Origin of the sequence: Burkholderia sp. Ac-20365, from assembly GCF_017104715.1 — a bacterium.
In the GTDB taxonomy this organism is placed as follows: Bacteria; Pseudomonadota; Gammaproteobacteria; order Burkholderiales; family Burkholderiaceae; genus Paraburkholderia.
The window spans coordinates 88705-103648 of record NZ_JAAGPI010000030.1; the positions used below are offsets into that span (position 1 = coordinate 88705).

General features: G+C 64.1%; 14 protein-coding genes and 1 pseudogene. 13 read left to right on the forward strand and 2 right to left on the reverse strand.

Annotated elements, in window-relative coordinates; genetic code table 11:
• Positions 1-60: 60 nt before the first annotated feature.
• The 9 genes from G3O01_RS34065 to G3O01_RS34105 are packed head-to-tail and all read left to right on the forward strand — an operon-like array spanning position 61 to position 8401.
• Positions 61-1125: an ABC transporter substrate-binding protein gene (locus G3O01_RS34065; RefSeq protein WP_205811381.1), complete on the forward strand. Its 1065-nt coding sequence runs from the start codon at positions 61-63 to the stop codon at positions 1123-1125.
• 54 nt (positions 1126-1179) lie between these two features.
• Entirely contained in the window at positions 1180-2250 is a 1071-nt protein-coding gene (locus tag G3O01_RS34070) for an ABC transporter ATP-binding protein (protein WP_205811382.1), read from the forward strand.
• Positions 2237-3109, forward strand: coding sequence for an ABC transporter permease (locus G3O01_RS34075; RefSeq protein WP_205811383.1), 873 nt, complete (start codon positions 2237-2239; stop codon positions 3107-3109). Before G3O01_RS34070 ends, G3O01_RS34075 begins: the two co-directional genes overlap by 14 nt.
• A 4-nt stretch (positions 3110-3113) precedes the next feature.
• Positions 3114-3911, forward strand: a complete 798-nt coding sequence (locus tag G3O01_RS34080) for an ABC transporter permease (protein ID WP_205811384.1) — start codon at positions 3114-3116, stop codon at positions 3909-3911.
• Positions 3908-5044: an FAD-dependent oxidoreductase gene (locus G3O01_RS34085; RefSeq protein WP_205811385.1), complete on the forward strand. Its 1137-nt coding sequence runs from the start codon at positions 3908-3910 to the stop codon at positions 5042-5044. The genes G3O01_RS34080 and G3O01_RS34085 overlap by 4 nt, the downstream gene beginning before the upstream one ends.
• Before the next feature lie 7 nt (positions 5045-5051).
• Positions 5052-5393 (forward strand): (2Fe-2S)-binding protein, encoded by a 342-nt coding sequence (locus G3O01_RS34090; protein WP_205811386.1) that lies wholly within the window; start codon positions 5052-5054, stop codon positions 5391-5393.
• Positions 5383-6813 (forward strand): FAD-dependent oxidoreductase, encoded by a 1431-nt coding sequence (locus G3O01_RS34095; protein ID WP_205811387.1) that lies wholly within the window; start codon positions 5383-5385, stop codon positions 6811-6813. The genes G3O01_RS34090 and G3O01_RS34095 overlap by 11 nt, the downstream gene beginning before the upstream one ends.
• The gene (locus G3O01_RS34100) at positions 6806-7987 is read left to right on the forward strand and encodes an FAD-binding oxidoreductase (protein ID WP_205811388.1); all 1182 of its coding nucleotides are present in this window, start codon (positions 6806-6808) and stop codon (positions 7985-7987) included. Before G3O01_RS34095 ends, G3O01_RS34100 begins: the two co-directional genes overlap by 8 nt.
• A 60-nt stretch (positions 7988-8047) precedes the next feature.
• The gene (locus G3O01_RS34105; protein ID WP_205811389.1) at positions 8048-8401 is read left to right on the forward strand and encodes a RidA family protein; all 354 of its coding nucleotides are present in this window, start codon (positions 8048-8050) and stop codon (positions 8399-8401) included.
• A gap of 36 nt (positions 8402-8437) precedes the next feature.
• On the opposite strand, the pseudogene G3O01_RS34110 reads toward G3O01_RS34105, so the two are convergent.
• Positions 8438-9934: pseudogene (locus G3O01_RS34110) on the reverse strand (diguanylate cyclase); the annotation flags it as partial.
• A gap of 248 nt (positions 9935-10182) precedes the next feature.
• On the opposite strand from G3O01_RS34110, the gene G3O01_RS34115 reads away from it, so the two are divergent.
• The 4 genes from G3O01_RS34115 (at position 10183) to G3O01_RS34130 (ending at position 14643) form a co-directional block, all read left to right on the forward strand.
• Positions 10183-11073 (forward strand): LysR family transcriptional regulator, encoded by an 891-nt coding sequence (locus G3O01_RS34115; RefSeq protein ID WP_205811391.1) that lies wholly within the window; start codon positions 10183-10185, stop codon positions 11071-11073.
• A gap of 270 nt (positions 11074-11343) precedes the next feature.
• Entirely contained in the window at positions 11344-12528 is a 1185-nt protein-coding gene (locus tag G3O01_RS34120; RefSeq protein ID WP_205811392.1) for a CoA transferase, read from the forward strand.
• Positions 12525-13289 (forward strand): enoyl-CoA hydratase, encoded by a 765-nt coding sequence (locus tag G3O01_RS34125; RefSeq protein WP_205811393.1) that lies wholly within the window; start codon positions 12525-12527, stop codon positions 13287-13289. The genes G3O01_RS34120 and G3O01_RS34125 overlap by 4 nt, the downstream gene beginning before the upstream one ends.
• A 34-nt stretch (positions 13290-13323) precedes the next feature.
• Positions 13324-14643, forward strand: coding sequence for an MFS transporter (locus G3O01_RS34130; RefSeq protein WP_205811394.1), 1320 nt, complete (start codon positions 13324-13326; stop codon positions 14641-14643).
• An 18-nt stretch (positions 14644-14661) separates the two neighbouring features.
• Here the strand turns inward: G3O01_RS34130 and G3O01_RS34135 are convergent, their stop codons facing one another.
• On the reverse strand, positions 14662-14922 hold the full coding sequence (locus G3O01_RS34135; protein ID WP_205811395.1) for a hypothetical protein: 261 nt from the start codon (positions 14920-14922) through the stop codon (positions 14662-14664).
• Between the last annotated feature and the right edge of the window lie 22 nt (positions 14923-14944).

Consider the following 14944-nt stretch of genomic DNA (forward strand, 5'->3'; position numbering starts at 1 on the left):
CTGTGCTGCATGGACACGCCACCAGAGCGTCCCTTCCCACACTGACTGGAGATCGTCGTCATGCAAGAAACGCTGCGCAGCCGTTGCCGTTTTACGATCCGTGTTCTCTCCTCTGCGTTAACCCTCGCCTGTCTGACCGCGACTTATCAGGCTCACGCCGAAACGACGCTCTATGTCGCGAATGTCGGCGGCTCGAACGAACAGCTCTATCGCCAGAAAATCATTCCGCCGTTCGAAAAAGCGCATGACGTGAAGATCGTCTACGTGGCGGGCAATTCGAGCGACACGCTCGCGAAACTCCAGGCGCAGAAGGGTCATCAGCAGATCAACGTCGCGGTGATGGACGACGGCCCGATGTATCAGGCAATGCAGCTGGGTCTGTGCGCGAAGGTCGATGAAGCGCCCGTGATGAAGGACCTCTATCCGCTTGCGCGGCTCGGCCCGACGGCGGTTGGCGTCGGCATGGTGGCGACGGGGATCGGCTACAACGAAGAGGCGTTCAAAAAACTCGGCCTGCCCGCGCCCGATTCATGGCAGGTACTCACCGACAAGCGTCTGAAGGGCAAGCTCGGCGTGCCGCCCATCACCAACACGTATGGCCTGCATACGCTCGTGATGCTCGCGCGTCTGAACGGCGGCGGCGAAAAGAACATCGACCCTGGCTTCACCGCGATGACAAAGCAGGTCGCGCCCGACGTGCTGTCGTGGGCGCCGACGCCCGGCGAGATGGACGGCCTGATGCAGGCCGGCGACGTGATCATCGCGCCGTACGGCAGCGGCCGCGCGGTCGCGCTGCAGAACACGGGCTTCCCGCTCAAGTTCGTCTACCCGAAGGAAGGCGGCGTGGCGTTGCAGGTCGCGGCCTGCTCGCTGGCCGAGAACGCGCAGCCCAAGCTTTCGCAGGACTTCGTCCAGTATCTGCTGAGCCCCGAAGTGCAGGCGATGCAGGCGCAAGGCATCGGCCTCGGCCCCGTCAACAAGACCGTCAAGCTGACGCCTGACGTTGCCGCACGCGTGCCTTACGGCGCGGATCAGATCAGCAAGCTGACGGCGATGGACTGGACCACGATCAACCAGCATCGCACGGAATGGACGGAGCGCTGGAACCGCTCGGTCGAACGCTAGGCCGCGCAGCCGCTCCACAGTCCCTACGCCCGCCTCCGAACAGGACCGACGCTTATGACCTTCCTCACCCTGCAAGGCATCTCGAAGCGCTATGGCGACTTCACTGCCGTCGAGCATATCGATCTGTCCGTCGAACGCGGCGAATTTCTCTCGCTGCTCGGCCCGTCCGGTTGCGGCAAGACGACCACGCTGCAGATGATCGCTGGCTTCGTCGCGCCGAGCGCGGGCCGCATCACGCTCGGCGGCCGCGATATCACGAACGAGCGTCCCGAGAAGCGCGGCATGGGCGTCGTGTTCCAGAGCTACGCGCTGTTTCCGCACATGACAGTGGCGGGCAACGTCGGCTTCGGTCTCGAGATGCGCAACATGAAGCGCGACGAGCGCGCGGTACGTGTGGCCGAAGCGCTCGATCTGGTGCGGCTGAAAGGACTCGATACGCGCTATCCGAAGGAACTGTCGGGCGGCCAGCGCCAGCGCGTCGCAATTGCGCGTGCATTGGCAATGCGCCCCGAACTGCTGTTGCTCGACGAGCCGATGTCGAACCTCGACGCGAAGTTGCGCGAGGAAATGCACATCGAACTGCGCGCGATCCAGAAGCGCCTCGGCATCACGACGATTCTCGTCACGCACGATCAGGTCGAAGCAATGACGATGAGCGACCGCATCGCCGTACTGCACAAAGGGCGTATCGCGCAACTCAGCACGCCGTTCGATGCTTATGAACGCCCTGCCACGCCATTCGCATCCACATTTCTTGGCCGCACGAATACGCTGCCTGGCGAAGTGCGGGCGCGCAATCCGCGTTGTGCAGTCGTGGACGTCGCGGGCACGACGCTGCATGTGCCGCACGAAGGCCGCGACGTCGAAGGCGCGGTGCATGTCTACATTCGACCCGAGAAAGTTCGGCTCGCGAATGGCGATGCGCGCATGCACGGGCGCGTTGCGAACCGCGTGTTCATCGGGAATCAGTGGCTGCTCGAAGTCGATACGGCGCTCGGCAAGCTTCATATCGCGCAACCGAACTTCGGCGCGCCGCCGCCCGACGAAGGCAACGAAGTCGGCCTCTCGTTCACCGACGACGATCTGCGCGTGCTGACCCGGGAGAGCGCTCATGGCAACGCTTGACGACTCGCGTGCAGGCGCCGCGCCGTGGCTGCTCTCCTCACCCGCTCTACTGCTGTTCGGCGCGCTGCTGTTCGTGCCGCTCGTGCTGACACTGCTGTTGTCGTTTCGCGTGTTCAGCGATGTGGCGGGCGTCGAGGCCGCATACACGCTGAAGAACTACGCCGAAGTCCTGAGCGATCCGTACTACGGCGAAATCTTCCTGCGCACAGCGGGCCTCGCGCTCGCCGTGACGCTGCTGAGCGTACTGCTAGGCGTGCCGGAAACAATCGTGCTCGCGCGCATGAAGCGGCCCTGGCAATCGCTGTGTCTGCTGATCGTGCTCGGCCCGCTGCTGATTTCCGTCGTGGTGCGCACGCTCGGCTGGCAAATCCTGCTCGGCAATAACGGCGTGCTCAACAACGCATTGCAAGCGATACACATCACGTCCGAGCCGATCCGCCTCGTCTTCACGATGACGGGCATGATCATCGCGCTGACACACGTGCTGGTGCCGTTCATGGTGATGTCCGTGTGGGCGACGCTGCAAAAGCTCGATCCGCAGGTCGAATGGGCGGGGCTCTCGATGGGCGGCTCGCCGCTGCGCGTGTTTCGCCGCGTGGTGCTGCCGCAGATCATGCCGGGCGTGCTGTCCGGTTCGATCATCGTGTTCGCGCTGTCTGCCTCGGCGTTCGCTACGCCTGCGTTGATCGGCGGGCGTCGTCTGAAGGTTGTTGCGACAGCCGCCTACGACGAGTTCCTCGGCACGCTGAACTGGCCGCTCGGCGCAAGCATCGCCGTACTGCTGCTGATCGCGAACGTCGCGATCGTGATGGGTTGCAGCCGTCTCGCCGAACGCCGTTTCAAGCACATTTTCGAGTGACGTCATGAAACAGAACGGATTCTGGGGCCTGCTGTTCAACGCGCTGTTCCTTACTTTCATCCTCGCGCCGCTCGTCGTGGTGATGCTGGTCGCTTTCACCGACAAAGGCTTCATTTCGATGCCCTTCGACGGCGCGTCGCTGCGCTGGTTTCGCGCGATCCTGGAGAACGGCGACATCGTGTCGGCGTTCTGGCTCTCGGTGCGGCTCGCGTTCGCGGCGGCGACCATCGGCGTCGCGCTTGCCGTGCCCGCTGCACTCGCGATTGCGCGTTACCGCTTCACCGGCCGCGCCGCGCTGATGAGCTTCTTCCTCTCGCCGATGATGATCCCCGCCGTCGTGCTCGGCATCGCGTTCCTGCGCTTCCTGTCGCTGCTGCATCTGAGCGGCTCGTTCTGGGCGCTGGTCGCGACGCACGTGATCATCGTGCTGCCGTATGCGCTGCGGCTCGCGTTGTCGTCGGCAGTCGGGCTCGACCGCGATGCAGAACGTGCAGCACTGTCGTGTGGCGCGAGCCGCTTCACCGCGTTCCGCCGCGTCGTGCTGCCGATGATCCGCACCGGCGTTGCGGGCGGCTGGGTGCTGTCGTTCATCCAGAGCTTCGACGAACTCACGATGACCATTTTCGTCGCGACGCCCGGCACGACCACGCTGCCCGTCGCCATGTACAACCAGATCGCGCAGACCATCGATCCCCTCGTCGCGTCCGTGTCGGCGGTGCTGATTGTCGGCACGGTACTGCTGATGGTGCTGCTCGACCGCATGGTCGGACTGGACCGCATCCTGATCGGAGAAGCCCGATGATCCGCACTACTTCCGCCAATCCCGATGTGCTCGTGCTGGGCGGCGGGCTGGTCGGTTCCGCTGTCGCCTGGGGCCTGGCGCGTGAAGGCGCGAAAGTGACCGTGCTGGACCAGGACGACGGCGCGTTTCGCGCCTCGCGCGGCAACTTCGGGCTGGTGTGGATCCAGGGCAAGGGCTATGGCCTGTCGCCTTATGCGCGCTGGTCGCGTAGTTCGGCTTCGCGCTGGCCATCGCTCGCTGCGGCGTTGCTCGATGAAACAGGCATCGACGTCGCGCTGCGTCAGCCGGGCGGCTTTCATTTCTTCTTCTCCGAAGACGAAATCGCCGAACGCGCGAAGCGGTTCAGTACCTTGCAGCGTGAGCTTGGCGACTATCCGTATGAATTGCTCGATGCGCGCGAAGTGCGTGAGCGCATTCCCCAGATCGGCCCCGACGTGATCGGCGCGAGTTACACGCCGATGGACGGCCACGTCAATCCGCTCAAGCTGCTACGCGCGCTGCACGCGGGCATGCAGCAGCGCGGCGTGAAGCTCGTCAACAACGAAGAAGCGCTGCGCATCACGCCCGAAAGCGGCGGGTTCGCGGTGCAAGGCAAGCGTGGCGTCTATCGTGCCGCGCGCGTCGTGCTCGCCGCTGGGCTCGGCAACCGCGCGCTTGCGCCGCACGTCGGCCTGCATGCGCCCGTCGCGCCGAATCGCGGACAGGTGCTGATCAGCGAACGTGTCGCGCCGTTCCTGCACTACCCGACGCTCAACGTGCGGCAAACCGACGAAGGCACGCTGCAATTCGGCGACTCGATGGAAGAAGTCGGCTTCAACGATTTCACGACCACGCCCGTGCTATCCGACATCGCGCGACGCGGCGTGCGCGCCTTCCCGCTGCTGAAAAACGTGCGGCTGGTGCGCACGTGGGCCGCGCTGCGTGTCTACAGCCCGGACGGTTTTCCGATCTACGACGAATCCGCACAGCATCCCGGCGCGTTCGTCGTCACCTGCCATAGCGGCGTGACGCTCGCCGCTGCGCACGCGCTGCGCATCGCGCCGTGGATCGTCGGCGGCGCGATGCCCGATGACATTCCCGCGCTGTCCGGCACGCGCTTTCTCGAATCCCCTGCTCTCATCCCCGCTCACTGATTCCGACATGACTTCCACACCGCTATTCAAGGCCCTGCCCGGCGCCGATGCGCCCGTCGACATCTGGTTCAACGATCAGCCGCTGCGCGTGCCGGGCGGCCGGTCGGTGGCGGCGGCGCTGCTCGCTGCCGGCATCGCGCGGTTTCGCGCGACGCCCGTCTCCGGCGCGCCGCGCGCGCCGTTCTGCATGATGGGCGCGTGCTTCGAGTGTCTGGTCGAGATTGACGGCGTGCCGAGCCGGCAAAGCTGCATGGTGACGGTGCGCGACGGCATGCGCATCCATTCGCAGGAAGGCGCGCGCGATCTGCCGCCGGAAGCTGTTTCGCTGGAGGATGCTCATGCCCGCTGATTACGCTGCAGAAACCTTATCGAGTTTTGCGTCGGAAGCCGTCGATGTCGTCGTGGTCGGCGCCGGTCCCGCAGGCATGAGCGCGGCCACGCGTGCGGCGCGTGCCGGGCTGTCCGTCGTGCTGCTGGACGAGCAGGATGCCGTCGGCGGGCAGATCTATCGTGCAATCGGCCGCGCCGATGCCCGCCGCAAGGAGATTCTCGGCCCTGACTATGCAGCGGGCGCGTCGCTCGCTGACGCGTTCGCGCGTTCGGGCGCGCGGCATGTCGCGCATGCATCCGTGTGGCAGGTGACGCGCGAGCGCGCCGTGCATTACCTGAAGGACGGCAAGGTCGGCAGCTTCGATGCAAAGCGCGTGATTCTCGCGACAGGCGCGCTCGAACGCCCATTTCCGATTCCCGGCTGGACGCTGCCCGGCGTGCTGACGGCGGGCGCCGCGCAGATCCTGCTGAAGAGCGCGGGCGAAGTGCCCGCCGAGCCGCCCGTTCTGGCTGGCTGCGGTCCACTGCTTTATCTGCTCGGCTGGCAATACGTGCGCGCGGGTGTGCCAATCCGCGCGCTGGTCGATACGACGCGTCACGAAGACCGCTGGCGCGCGAAGAAGCACCTGCTCTCCGCGCTGCGCGCATGGCCGTTTCTCAGCAAAGGCCTGCAACTGATCCGCACGCTGCGTGCCGCGGGCGTGCCCATCTACGAAGCCGCCGACGATCTGCGCGTCGAGTCGAAGACCGACGCAGACGGCGGCGAACGTGCCGCCGCGCTCAGCTTCACGACGCAAGGCCGCGCGCACAAGATCGATGCGAACGTGATCCTGCTGCATCAGGGTGTCGTGCCGAATACCCAATTCACGCTCTCGCTGCGGGCGCAGCATCAATGGGACGCTGCGCAACTGTGCTTCACGCCCACGACCGATGCTTGGGGCGAACTCGACGTGCCCGGCATCTTTATCGCGGGCGATGGCGGCGGCATCGGCGGTGCGCTTGCGGCAGCCGAACAGGGTGCGCTGAGTGCGCTCCAGGCCGCCTGCCAGCTCGGCGCCATCGACGCCGCCACGCGCGAGCGCGAAGCCGCGCCGCATCGCCGCGCGCTGGAGAGCGTGATGCGCATCCGCCCCTTTCTGGACAGCCTGTACCGCCCGCGCGACGCGAACCGCATTCCACACGACGAGGTGATCGTCTGCCGATGTGAAGAAGTGACGGCGGGCGACGTGCGCGGCTTCGTCGAACTGGGCTGTCTCGGACCGAACCAGGCGAAATCGTTTGGACGCTGCGGGATGGGTCCGTGCCAGGGACGCATGTGCGGGTTGACTGTGACCGAAGTCATCGCCGATGCGCGCAAGGTGTCGCCGGACGAAGTCGGCTATTACCGCATCCGTCCGCCGATCAAGCCGCTCACGCTGGGAGAGCTAGCCGGTGAATGACACTGCCATCTCCACTTCGAACGCGACGCGCGAAGCCGATGTGCTGGTGATCGGCGGCGGCCTGCACGGATCGAGCAGCGCGTTCCACATGGCCCGGCGCGGTACGAACGTGATCGTGCTGGAAGCCGATTACGTCGCGCGGCATTCGTCGGGCGTCAATGCGGGCGGCGTGCGCACGCTCGGCCGCCCGCTGCCCGAGATTCCGCTTGCGTTGATGTCGCGCGAAATCTGGCACACGATGCACGACACGATCGGCGACGACGGCGGCTTCGTGCCGTCCGGCCAGTTGAAGATTGCGGAAACGGAAGCCGAACTGGATGAGTGTCGCGCACGCGTCGCGGAACTTGAAGCGCATGGTTTTACGCACGAAAAGATCATCGATCGCGAAACCGTGCTGGTACTCGAACCGGCGCTCGCGCCGCATGTAACCGGCGGCATCTGGGTCGAGCGCGACGGTTACGCGCTGCCGTTCCGGACGACGACCGCGTTCCGCCTTGCCGCGCAACGTCACGGCGCGCAGTTTTTCGAAGGCACGCCTGTTGGACGTATCGAACAGCGCGGTACGCGCTGGGTCGCTCACACGCCGCGCGGCGAGTTCAGCGCGGAAAAGCTCGTTGTCACAGCGGGCGCGTGGGCGGGGCAACTTGCCGAACAGGTCGGCGAGCCCGTTCCCGTGCATCCCGAAGGCCTGATGCTGATGGTCACGCATCGCGTCGCACCGTTTTGCCGCGCGACGCTCGGCGCGACGGGACGTCCGCTGTCGTTCAAGCAGTTCGACAACGGCACCGTCGTGATCGGCGGCAAGCTGATCGGGATTGCGGATCTGAACGGCCGTCACGGCGAAGTCGACTTTGCGCGGCTCGTGCGCAGCGCGAATACCGTCGTCGATCTGTTTCCGCATTTGCGCCATCTCGGCGTGAATCGCGCGTGGGCAGGCGTCGAGGCCTTCACCGACGACTCGTTGCCCGTCATCTCGCCAAGCCGCCGCGCGTCGAATCTGGTCTATTCGTTCGGCTATTGCGGCAGCGGCTTCCAGCTTGGGCCGGCGTGCGGGCGGCTCGTGTCCGAACTGGTGCTCGACGGCAAGGCTTCCCTGTCGCTCGATGCATTTGCGATCGACCGTTTCGCGCGCCAGACCGCTTTGGAGCGCGCGGCAAGCGCCGTGGCTCACTGACCTCTTGCGCGCCCTGCCAGCGCGCTTTTTCTACACTCAAACCAAGGAGCAAACCAACGTATGTCCGATATCGTCAGAATCGAAACGAACCAGCGCATGAGCCGTGTCGTGAAGGCGGCGGGACTGGTGTTCATCGGCGGCCAGACGTCGAACGATCACGCACCCGATGTGAAAGTCCAGACGGCAAGCGTGCTGGCGAAGATCGACGGCTTTCTGGAGAAGGCGGGTATCGACAAGACGCGGCTCGTGTCTGCGCAGGTGTGGCTTGCGAATATCGAACGCGATTTTGCGGGAATGAACAGCGTGTGGGACGCGTGGGTCTCGGAAGGCTGCGCGCCGACGCGGGCGACCGTCGAGGCGAAGCTGGCCGCGCCGGAACTGCTGGTCGAGATCGCCGTCGTCGCGTTGGCCTGACGCCTGACAGCAGAGTCGCCGCCGGCTCGATGCTTACGCGTTCGCCACGCGATACGTGCCCCGGCCCGCCTGCTTCGCGCTGTACAACGCCTGATCCGCTCGCCGGATCAGGCCATCGACGGAATCCTCGTTCGCTGCCAGCGCAATCCCCACGCTCGTGCCGATGCTGACGGCTTCACCCGTCGACAGGTGATACGGCAGCGCGATGTCGCGGATCACACGCTGCGCCAGCGCCACCACCGACGGCAGCGTCGCGTGATTCGCGATGATCGCGAACTCGTCGCCGCCCAGGCGTGCAACCAGTTCGCCCGGACGCAGCACGCGCAACAGGCGCGCGGCGACCGTCTCCAGCACTTCGTCGCCCGCGCAATGGCCGAGCCGGTCGTTGACCTGCTTGAAGCCGTCGAGATCCAGATACATCATCGCGATCGATTCGCTCCTGAACCCATTGCCGCTCATCAGGATCTGCTCCAGCCGGTCGCGTAGTTCGCGTCGATTCGGCAAACCCGTGAGCGAATCGTGCCGCGCGAGGTGCAGGATTTTCGCCTCGGTCTGCCGACGCTGCGTCACGTCTTCGATGATTATGATCGAGCTGCCGTCGGGCACCGGGTTGCGCGTCAGTTCGAGCTGGCGGCCATCCTCCAGTTCGAGATCCATCGGCGTATGACCGTCGCCGAGCCACGTGTTGCAGCGTTCTTCGAGCCGCTTTCGCAGCGTCTCGCCGAACTGCGCGATGCCGACGTGGCCGATAAATTCAGGCAGTGGCACATTGAGCTTCAGCATTTCGACCGTCGCACCGAACAGTTCCGCCGTGCGGCGATTCGCGATCACGACATTGCCCGTGCCATCCACTGTGCACAGCCCGTGCGGCATGTAGGCGAGCGCCGCATCGAAACGCGCGGCGAGTTCGGCGTGCCGCTGTTCGGCCGTCATCAGCGCGACGAGTCCGCTGTAGTGGCGGCGCACGACCGAAACCATCGCCGCGTTATAGGCGACGAGCGGCGGAATCAGAATCCATGCGCCGCTGTGCGGTGCAATCAGCGCGCCGATGCCGATCGGCACCGTGCCAAGAAAAATCTGCGCGATGGCAAGACGCGGCAGCGCCGCGTTGCGCGACGCGATGCCGCCCAGAATGCCCGCCGCGACCATGATCGCGAGCGTGGCCAGTTCCTTGTCGGGCGACAGAAAGCATGCGGCCGTGCCGAGACCGAGCAACAGGCAGGCGACCAGGCTGACGGGCGCGTAACGCGCCGCCCACGGGCCGGGATGCACCGTGGCGATACGGCTGCGCGCCACATAGAGACGCACGATGCCGAGTCGCGCGGCCAGCACGGCAATGTCGGCGATCAGCCAGAGCACCGTCCACGTCTGCTGCAGCAGGAAGCACGCGACGGCGGCCACGAAAATGCTGGAGATGCCCGACAGGAACAGCGGCCACGCGTTGTCGAACAGCGCCGACAGCAGTGCGGCGCGCACTGACGGACTGACCACGGCCTTCTCTGGCGTAGGCGTCGCCAGGAGCGAATCGAACATGAAGGTTTTCTCAGACATGGCGCAGTCGCAATCGTGAAACCGCGATCCGGCTCAACGCGCCGCAAGCTTTGCTCTTTGGATTAACGGCCTGAAAATAGCCGACTTGAGTCAGGCAAGTACCTGGTCGAGCGGCAGGTGACGCATGATGCCGTAAATTTGCCCGCCCGTGCTGGCCATGCGTATATCTTACTCACGCAAAATTCCGTTGAGCACGCATCCGTTACCCCATCCTGGAGATTGAAACTTCCGTGAGAGTCGACACGACTACTGTCCGGCTGGTGCTCGCCATCGTGGACGAAGGCAGCATCTCCCGCGCCGCCGACAAGCTCGGGCTCGCCGTGGCCGCCGCGTCGCGCCGCGTGTCGGATCTCGAGGCGCAGCTTGGCGCGAAGCTGTTCCGGCGCGTGCCGCATGGCGTCGAAGTGACCGAATCCGGCGACAAGCTGCTGCGCTACCTCCGGCAGATCGACACGCTGGTCGACCGGCTGGCAGGCGACGCGCAGGCGCTGGTTCAGGGCCAGCAGGGGCGCATCATCATCGGTGCGCCGAAGGCTGTGGTGATCGAGTTTCTCGCGCGCGATATCGCGGGCATCCAGCAGCGCTATCCGGGCATCACGCTGAAAGTGATCGAGGAAAACAGCAAGATCATTCAGCAGATGCTCCGCGACAAGGTGATCGATATCGGCATCTACGAGAAAAAAAGCGGGTTTCTCGATCTGCCACAGGTGGCTTACCGGCAGGACAGGCTCGTGCTGGTGTACAGCCGCACACACTTCCAGTTTCCCGCCGCGCCCGTCGCGATCGACGATCTGCTCGACATGCCGCTCGTCAGTCTCGGCAAGGGCTCGGCGATTCTCACCGCCGTGCAGCGCGCGTATCGCAGCCGCGGACGGCATTTCAGCAACGATTTTTCCGTCAACGGCTTCGATACGATGCTGGCGTTCGTGCGGCACGGTCTCGGCGTCGGCCTGATGCCGCCCGATGTGTTCAGCAGCTTTCATCCCGAGGACACGCTCGGCTGCGCGGAACTGCAAGGCGACTGGCATCAGCGCAGTTACGTGCTGTCGTGCGCCGAAGGGCATGCGCAGGCGCAGACGCTGCACAACGTCGTGGCCGCGCTGACTGACGGATCGAAGTAGCCGCGCCGTGCGCCCTTTCGCAATTTGCGAATCCAGCCATGACCGTTACATCCTTGCCGGTGTCTTCGCGCTGGGTGAGAGTTGTGCATACAACAAACACATGGAGACGGCATGACAATCACCCTTCTTTCTGCGGCTCGCGGCTCATACCTTTGCATTGAGCCGGTGTCGCCGCGACGCGGCGCCTAAGCCCTCTCTCACTCGCCATTTCCATATTCCGACCGGGCGTCGGCGGCGCCCGCTCGCCTTTACCTTTCAGGAGACACACTGATGTCGCGATCCGACGAATTCGCACAATCGCGGCCCTTGCCGCTGCAAGGCATCCGCGTGCTGGATGTCAGCCAGGTGATGGCAGGACCGTTCGCCTGCATGCTGCTCGCCGATCTCGGCGCCGACGTGATCAAGATCGAACCGCTCGAAGGCGACCAGACGCGCGGCGCGATGGGCTTCAAGATGAAGGGGCCGGACAGCATGGGCTTCCTGAACATGAACCGCAACAAGCGCTCTGTTGCACTCGACCTGAAGAGCGACACAGACCGCGAGTTCTTCTACAAACTGGCGAAAACCGCCGACGTTATCGTCGAAAATTATCGGCCCGGTGTGGTGCAGCGTCTGCGCATCGACTACGAGTCGATTCGTGCGATCAATCCGAAGATCGTCTACGCGAGCATTTCCGGCTTCGGGCAAAGCGGCCCGTGGGCGTCGCGGCCCGGTTTCGATCTGATGGCGCAGGCGATGTCGGGCGTCATGAGCGTGACGGGCTATAAGGGCGGCAAGCCGGTCAAGGCAGGCGTACCCGTCGCCGATATCGGCTGTGCGCTGTTTGCCGTGTATGGCCTGCTGTCCGCGTATATCGGCGCACAGAAAACGGGCGTGGGACAGCACATCGACGCGTCGCTGTTCGATTCGGCGATGGCGTTCTCGATCTGGGACATGTCGGACTACTGGGGCACGGGCGTTCCGCCGACGCCGCTCGGCACCAGCAACAAGATGAGCGCGCCGTATCAGGCCGTGAAGGCCCGCGACGGCTACTTCGTGATGGGCGCGACCAACCAGAAGCTGTGGTCGAAGCTGTGCGCGCTGATCGAACGTCCCGAGTTGCTGAAGCACCCCGATTTCGAAACCGTGTCGCTGCGCTTGAAGAACCGCGAGGCGCTGATCGAGATGCTGGAGCAATCGTTCGCACAGCGCGATTGCGCGGAATGGATCGACACGATGCTGGATGCAGGTATTCCGGCAGGTCCGATTCTGTCGTACCCGGAAGCCTTCGGCAGCGAGCATGCACAGCATCGCGGCATGTGCATGGAGATCGATCATCCGATCGAGGGCAAGGTGAAGAACATCGGCTTTCCCGTGAAGCTGCTCGGCACGCCCCAACAGGTGCGACGTCACCCGCCGCTGCTCGGCGAGCACAACGACGAACTGTTCGCCGAGATCAACGGGACACAGCCATGAGCGAGCACGTTTTTCTCAAGAGGGTCGACGTTGGCACGGCGGAAATTCTGATCGACCGCCCCGAGCGTCACAACGCAATGACGATGCCGATGTATGAAGCGTTGCTCGCGCTGATCGACCAATGCCAGCGCGACGCGGCCGTGCGCTGTGTGCTGTTGCGTGGCGCGGGCGGCAAATCGTTCGTGTCGGGCACCGACATCGGCTATTTCACGGACTTTAACGACGGCCGCCAGGGTGTTGCATATGAGGCACTGGTCGAACGCGTGATCGATGCCGTCGAGCGCATCCGGGTGCCGACCGTCGCGGTGATCGATGGATGGGCCGTGGGCGGCGGCCTTGCGCTCGCCACTGCGTGCGACTTTCGCATCTGCAGCGAGGCGTCGAAATTCGGCGCGCCGATTGCGAAGACGCTGTCGAACACGCTGTCGTCGCGCAATCTCGCGCGGCTTCATGCTGCGTTCGGCGTGCCGCGCGTGAAAAAGATGCTGCTGCTCGCCGATTTTCTTTCCGCCGACGAAGCGCTTGCATGCGGCTACGTCTACGAGATCTGCAAGAAAGACACGTTCGAAGATGCGGCGAAAACGCTCGCGCAACGTCTCGGCGGGTTGTCGCAAGTGACGCAGCACGCGGTGAAAGAAAGCCTGCGCCGCATCGTCGTCGAGCAGCGTCTCGACGATGAAGACCTGATCGAATCCGTCTACGGCAGCAGCGCGTTTCGCGACGGCGTGGCCGCGTTCACGGCTGGCTCGAACAAACGCTAACGGCAACTCGCGGCCAATAACACAAGGAGGAGACATGAAACGACTGCTGCCGAAAGCGACCACGATGGTGCTCGCGACGCTATGCCTGATGTACTTCATCACCTACGTGGACCGCGTGAACATCAGCACAGCGGCCGGTCAGTTCAAGAGCGAGCTGGGACTTACGAACACGCAGCTTGGGCTGATCTTTTCCGCGTTCGCGTATCCGTATGTGATCTTTCAGTTTATCGGCGGCTGGGTCAGCGATCGCTTTGGCGCTCGTCGCACGTTGATCGCGTGTGCTTCGGTTTGGGCGATTGCAACGGCGCTCACCGGTTTCGCAGGCGGCTTCTTCTCGCTGATCGCCGCGCGGCTGCTGCTAGGACTGGGCGAAGGCGCGACCTTTCCCGCATCGACGAGCGCGATGGCTGCATGGGTAACAAAAGACAAGCGCGGCATGGCGCAAGGCATCACGCATTCCTGCGCACGGTTGGGCAACGCAATCGCGCCGATGCTCGTGCTCGCGCTGATGACGGCGTTCAACTGGCGTTTCTCGTTCTATCTGCTCGGCGCGTTGAGCGCGGGCTGGCTCGTGCTGTGGATCTTCACGTACACCGAACGCCCTGCCGATCACGCGCGCATCACACAAGAAGAACTCGCGATATTGCCGCCGCCCAAAGTGCATCCCGTCGATGCGCCCGGCACGTGGATGCGCCTCTATCGCCGCATGGCGCCCGTGTCGGCCGTCTACTTCTGCTACAACTGGATTCTCTGGCTGATGCTCGACTGGATGCCGCTGTATTTCATGCACAGCTTTCATCTCAACATCAAGAAGGCGGTCGTCTTCACGTCGGGCGTGTTCGTTGCAGGCGTGGTCGGCGATCTGGTGGGCGGACTCGTCAGCGACCGGTTGTTGCGCAAGTCGGGCAAAGTCAAGCTTGCGCGCAGCTATCTGGTTGCATGCTGCATGGGGCTCACCGGTCTTTCGCTGATACCCGTCGTGCTGCTGCACGATCCGGTGTACTCGCTGATCTTTCTTGCTGCGGCGATGTTCTTCAACGAAATGAACATCGGCCCGATGTGGGCGATCCCGATGGACATCGCCTACGACCGCTCCGGCACCGCGAGCGGGATCATGAGCGGCAACGGGTTCATTGCGGCGATCGTGAGTCCCGTCGTCGCGGGTTATGTGGTCGATCGGCTCGGCAACTGGAACGTGACGTTCATGCTGTCGATTGGTGTGATGATCTGCGGAATCGTGCTGAGCTTCGTGATGAAACCCGATGTGCCGTTTCTGGACAAGTGGCGCGCGGGCAACGCGCGTGCGGGACGCGACACACTCGATACGTCGCTTCCGCTGGCTGACAAGCGCTGAATACGTTTGTCGCCCTTGTCAGCGATGAGCGCTCCCGTCGTGAGCAGGCAACGCAAAACCGTGCGCCTGCTCACGATCCTGCAGGTTCACCGCCGCGATCACCGTATTGCGTGGAATCAGAAATTTCAGGCCATCGTGTTCCGCTTCGCACATGCCTTCGCTTGCGTCGAAGGTGTCGCATATCAGCTGGCTCCAGTCGTCCCGTTTCGCGTGTTCCTTGAACACCTCGGGCGAGACATCGCGCCAGTAAGCGCCATGCAGAATGACAAGCCATGCCATCACGACCTCGCTACGTTCGATC

What these genes read in the sequence shown, in the direction of transcription:
- G3O01_RS34130 (WP_205811394.1), top strand. Translation starts at nt 13,324, where the DNA reads ATGAAACGACTGCTGCCGAAAGCGACCACGATGGTGCTCGCGACGCTA.
- G3O01_RS34080 (WP_205811384.1), top strand. Translation starts at nt 3,114, where the DNA reads ATGAAACAGAACGGATTCTGGGGCCTGCTGTTCAACGCGCTGTTCCTT.
- G3O01_RS34135 (WP_205811395.1), bottom strand. Translation starts at nt 14,922, where the DNA reads ATGGCATGGCTTGTCATTCTGCATGGCGCTTACTGGCGCGATGTCTCG.
- G3O01_RS34125 (WP_205811393.1), top strand. Translation starts at nt 12,525, where the DNA reads ATGAGCGAGCACGTTTTTCTCAAGAGGGTCGACGTTGGCACGGCGGAA.
- G3O01_RS34085 (WP_205811385.1), top strand. Translation starts at nt 3,908, where the DNA reads ATGATCCGCACTACTTCCGCCAATCCCGATGTGCTCGTGCTGGGCGGC.
- G3O01_RS34090 (WP_205811386.1), top strand. Translation starts at nt 5,052, where the DNA reads ATGACTTCCACACCGCTATTCAAGGCCCTGCCCGGCGCCGATGCGCCC.
- G3O01_RS34095 (WP_205811387.1), top strand. Translation starts at nt 5,383, where the DNA reads ATGCCCGCTGATTACGCTGCAGAAACCTTATCGAGTTTTGCGTCGGAA.
- G3O01_RS34105 (WP_205811389.1), top strand. Translation starts at nt 8,048, where the DNA reads ATGTCCGATATCGTCAGAATCGAAACGAACCAGCGCATGAGCCGTGTC.
- G3O01_RS34065 (WP_205811381.1), top strand. Translation starts at nt 61, where the DNA reads ATGCAAGAAACGCTGCGCAGCCGTTGCCGTTTTACGATCCGTGTTCTC.
- G3O01_RS34070 (WP_205811382.1), top strand. Translation starts at nt 1,180, where the DNA reads ATGACCTTCCTCACCCTGCAAGGCATCTCGAAGCGCTATGGCGACTTC.
- G3O01_RS34120 (WP_205811392.1), top strand. Translation starts at nt 11,344, where the DNA reads ATGTCGCGATCCGACGAATTCGCACAATCGCGGCCCTTGCCGCTGCAA.
- G3O01_RS34075 (WP_205811383.1), top strand. Translation starts at nt 2,237, where the DNA reads ATGGCAACGCTTGACGACTCGCGTGCAGGCGCCGCGCCGTGGCTGCTC.